Annotated in this window: 4 protein-coding genes; 3 read left to right on the forward strand and 1 reads right to left on the reverse strand. The window is 67.6% G+C overall.

Annotated features, from left to right (window positions below):
* Positions 1-1,209: aspartyl/asparaginyl beta-hydroxylase domain-containing protein (locus DBR34_RS07470; RefSeq protein ID WP_128096321.1), on the forward strand; the 1,209-nt coding region annotated here is incomplete at its 5' end.
* Between the two features lie 2 nt (positions 1,210-1,211).
* On the opposite strand, the gene DBR34_RS07475 is transcribed toward DBR34_RS07470, so the two are convergent.
* Positions 1,212-1,814 (reverse strand): TetR/AcrR family transcriptional regulator, encoded by a 603-nt coding sequence (locus DBR34_RS07475; protein WP_125357883.1) that lies wholly within the window; start codon positions 1,812-1,814, stop codon positions 1,212-1,214.
* A gap of 166 nt (positions 1,815-1,980) precedes the next feature.
* On the opposite strand from DBR34_RS07475, the gene DBR34_RS07480 reads away from it, so the two are divergent.
* Together DBR34_RS07480 and DBR34_RS22335 are read left to right on the forward strand one after the other, a co-directional pair.
* On the forward strand, positions 1,981-2,901 hold the full coding sequence (locus tag DBR34_RS07480) for an alpha/beta hydrolase (RefSeq protein WP_128096322.1): 921 nt from the start codon (positions 1,981-1,983) through the stop codon (positions 2,899-2,901).
* The coding region (locus DBR34_RS22335) for an acyl-CoA dehydrogenase (RefSeq protein WP_258223732.1) at positions 2,898-4,145 on the forward strand (1,248 nt) is incomplete at its 3' end. The genes DBR34_RS07480 and DBR34_RS22335, both read left to right, overlap by 4 nt.

Consider the following 4,145-nt stretch of genomic DNA (forward strand, 5'->3'; position numbering starts at 1 on the left):
CGACAACGCGACCCGGACAACCTGCAGGCACTCAATTTCATCGCGCTGTGCCACAGCGCGCGCGGAAACCACCACGACGCCACCCGCCTGCTGCAACGCGCACTGGCGCTGGCGCCCGACGATGTGGGCACGCACAAGAACCTCGCCGTTTCACTGATTCAACAGCAGCAGTACGATGCCGCCGAGCCACTGCTGCGCGCCGCATTGGCACTGGACCCCGGCTTCTTTGTCGCCCGCCTGTACCTGGGCTGGGTGCAGGAGCAGCAGCGCCGGCCGCACCTGGCGCTGACCACGTACTTTCTGGCGGTCAACGCCGCCCAGAAGCAGGGCAACTGGCTGAGCGACGACAGCACGCCCCCGGGGCTTCGCCCACGCGTTCTGCATGCCATGAAGTTCCTCGCGCACGGGCGGCACGACGTGCTTCACCGCCTGCTTGCGCCCCTGCACGCCCAGCACGGCGCCCAGGCGCTGCGACGGGTGGACAAGGCCGTGGAGGGCTACCTGGGGCGCATGCGCCTGCAGACAGCCGATCCGCTGCAGCGCCCGAGCTTCCTGTACTTCCCCGACCTGCCGGCCACGCCCTATCTGGACCGGTCGCTGTTCCCCTGGTACGAGGCACTTGAAGACCAGACCGACCCGCTGCGTGAGGAACTGTTGTCAGTGCTGGACGAACGCGCCCTGCTGCAACCGTTCCTGGGGGACGCCGCCAATGCGGGCGGCCAAAGCTACCTGGCGGGCGAAGCGGGCGCCACAGCGCGCTGGGATGGGTTCTTCTTCCATCGGCACGGCCGACGTTATGACGACAACTGCGCGCGTTGCCCGCGTACCGCCGCCGCCCTGCAGGCGACCACGCTGGTGCAGATTCCCGGCCATGCGCCGGAGGCGCTCTATTCGGTACTGGGCCCGGGATCGCACATCCGCCCGCATACCGGGGTGACCAACACCCGCATCGTCACCCACCTGCCGCTGCTGGTACCCGAGCACTGCGCGCTGCGCGTGGCCGGGCAGACCCATGCATGGCAGACGGGACGCTGCATCAGCTTTGACGACACCTGGGAGCACGAAGCCTGGAACCGCGGCACCCAGACCCGCGTGGTGCTGCTGTTCGATGTATGGAACCCGCACCTGACCGACGTCGAACGCGATGCGGTCAGCCAGCTGGTCACGGCCATCGCCGAATTGAACGGCGCCCAGGTACTGGCCGAGTAACCTCAGCCGATCGGGATCAACGTCTCGATCACATGCTCCACGTAGGCCTCGAAATCCTCGCGGGCCTGCTTGGGCTGCTGCAGCTGCAGCGACAGCTGCAGGAAGCCGACGTATGCCGCGTACGCCAGGCGCGCGCGGTGCTGCGCATCGGTGCGGCTCAGCCCGGCCTGACGGAACGAGGCCACCAGGTACTCCAGCCGACGGTGCGAGACGCGGTCGATGACCGGGCGCACCATCGGGTGGTCCAGCGCCTTGAGCAGCTCGCTGTAGATGATGTGCGGCTGCACTTCATGGGCCACCACCTGGAACAGCTGGCGCAGGCGCGCACGCGGGTCCGGCACGTCTTCCAGGCTGCCGAACACCTGCTCCTGCTCGAACAGCTCCCAGCGCTCCAGCGCGGCCTGCAGCAGCGCGTCACGCGACGGGAAGTGCCAGTAGAAGCTGCCCTTGGTGACCCCCAGGCGACGCGCCAGCGGCTCCACCGCCACCGCGCCAACGCCTTGTTCTGCAATCAGGTCCAGGGCAGCCTGGGCCCAGTCTTCCGCGCTCAGGCGGCTGTTGCGGCCGGCACGTGGCTCGCCGGCGGAAGCTTCAGGTTCATTCATGGCGTTGATTTAACCATACGCCGGGGTCCGTGTCCGCCAAAATGGCACGCCGTGACCGGCGCCAATGCCCGCGCCGTCACTGACGTGGCGCCCTTCCGCCGCGCCGCGACGGGCTTCCATACCCCCAAGTATTGACATGCCCACGGGCAGGTCCATACTAGCGAGTATGGTCATTCCTTCTTCTACCCTGCCCCGCGTTGACGATGAGCGACTGACCGGCGCGCACGATGCCGTGCTGGCCGCTTCCCGCTCCTCGGCCGGGCGCCGCGGTACCGTGCTGTTCGCCCATGGCTTCGGCCAGACCCGGCATGCCTGGACACCCACCGCACTTTCGCTGGCCGCCGCCGGCTACCAGACCCTGGCCTACGATGCGCGCGGGCATGGCGACTCGGACTGGAACCCGGCCGACCTGCCCTACCACGGCGAACAATTTGCCGATGACCTGATCGTGCTGGCCGGCGAACAGCCGCAGCCGCCGATCCTGGTCGCCGCTTCGATGGGCGGGCTGTTCGGGCTGCTCGCTGAATCGCGCTGGCCGGGCCTGTTCTCGGCCATGGTGCTGGTGGACATCACCCCGCGCTGGGACACCGCCGGGGTCGAACGCATTCTGATGTTCATGACCGCCCACCCCGATGGCTTCGCCTCGCTGGCGCAGGCCGCCGATGTGATCTCGGCCTACATGCCGCATCGTCCGCGCAAGTCTGAAGACTCCCTGCGCGCACTGCTGCGCGAGGACGGTCATGGCCGCTGGCGCTGGCATTGGGACCCGCGCCTGGTCGCCGAACTGGCGCGCGACAGCGAACAACACCAGGACGCGCTCGCCGAAGCGGCGCGCCAGGTCAAATGCCCGGTGCTGCTGGTCAGCGGCGGCCGCAGCACGCTGGTCACCCCGCAGACGGTGGCCGAATTCCTCGCGTTGGTGCCGCATGCGCGCCATGTGCAGTTGCCGGAGGCCACCCATATGGTCGCCGGTGATGACAACAACGCCTTTACCGCTACTGTGTTGGACTATCTGGACGTGTTGCCCTCGGCCTCCGCCGTTGCACAGTCCGCCACTACCGAGCACGTCACCGGAGCACGCTCATGAGCATTGTCGTTCCCTTCCTGGCCATCCTGCTGGCGGGCGCCATCGTCGCCTACCACCGGATGCGGCTGATCACCTGGACGATCGTCAGCCTGGTGCTGCTGGCCGCCTGCTGGTTCATCCCGTACGTCAACCAGACCGCCACGATCGTGGCTGCGGCCATCGTCGCGGTCATCGCCGTGCCGCTGCTGCTGCCCTTCATCCGCAAGCCGCTGCTGACCGCGCCGATGATGAAGGTGTTCCGCAAGGTGCTGCCGCCGCTGTCGCAGACCGAGCGCATCGCGCTGGAAACCGGCTCGGTCGGCTTTGAAGGCGAGCTGTTCACCGGCGACCCGGACTGGAACATCCTGCTGAACTACCCCAAGCCGCAGCTCACCGCCGAGGAACAGGCCTTCCTGGACGGCCCGGTCGAAGAGCTGTGCAAAATGGTCAACGACTGGGAAATCACCCACGTCTACGCCGACCTGCCGCCGGAACTGTGGAGCTTCATCAAGAAGAACAAGTTCTTCGGCATGATCATTCCGAAGGAATACGGCGGCCTGGGCTTCAGCGCGCTGGCCCACCACAAGGTGATCCAGAAGCTGGCGTCGGTGTCGAGCGTGGTCAGCTCCACCGTCGGCGTGCCCAACTCGCTCGGCCCGGGCGAACTGCTCAACCATTACGGCACCCAGGCGCAGAAGGACCAGTACCTGCCGCGCCTGGCCGATGGCCGCGAAGTGCCCTGCTTCGGCCTGACCGGCCCGTTCGCCGGCTCGGACGCCACCTCGATTCCCGATTACGGCATCGTCTGCAAGGGCGAGTGGAACGGCGAGCAGGTGCTCGGCGTGAAGCTCACCTTCGACAAGCGCTACATCACCCTGGCCCCGGTGGCCACGCTGATCGGCCTGGCGTTCCGCATGTACGATCCGGACGGCCTGATCGGCACCACCCGCGACATCGGCATCACCCTGGCGCTGCTGCCGCGTGACACCGCAGGCGTGGAAATCGGCCGCCGCCACTTCCCGCTCAACTCGACCTTCCAGAACGGTCCGATCCGCGGCAAGGACGTGTTCATTCCGCTCACCCAGCTGATCGGCGGCGCCGAGAAGGCCGGCAAGGGCTGGAACATGCTCAACGAGTGCCTGGCCGTGGGCCGCTCGATCACCCTGCCGTCCACCGCCAGTGGCGGTGCCAAGGCCGGCGCGGTGGTGACCGGTGCCTACGCGCGCATCCGCAAGCAGTTCGGCCTGTCGGTCGGCCGCTTCGAA

The organism is Stenotrophomonas sp. HMWF003, from assembly GCF_003061285.1.
Classification (GTDB): Bacteria; Pseudomonadota; Gammaproteobacteria; order Xanthomonadales; family Xanthomonadaceae; genus Stenotrophomonas; species Stenotrophomonas maltophilia_AP.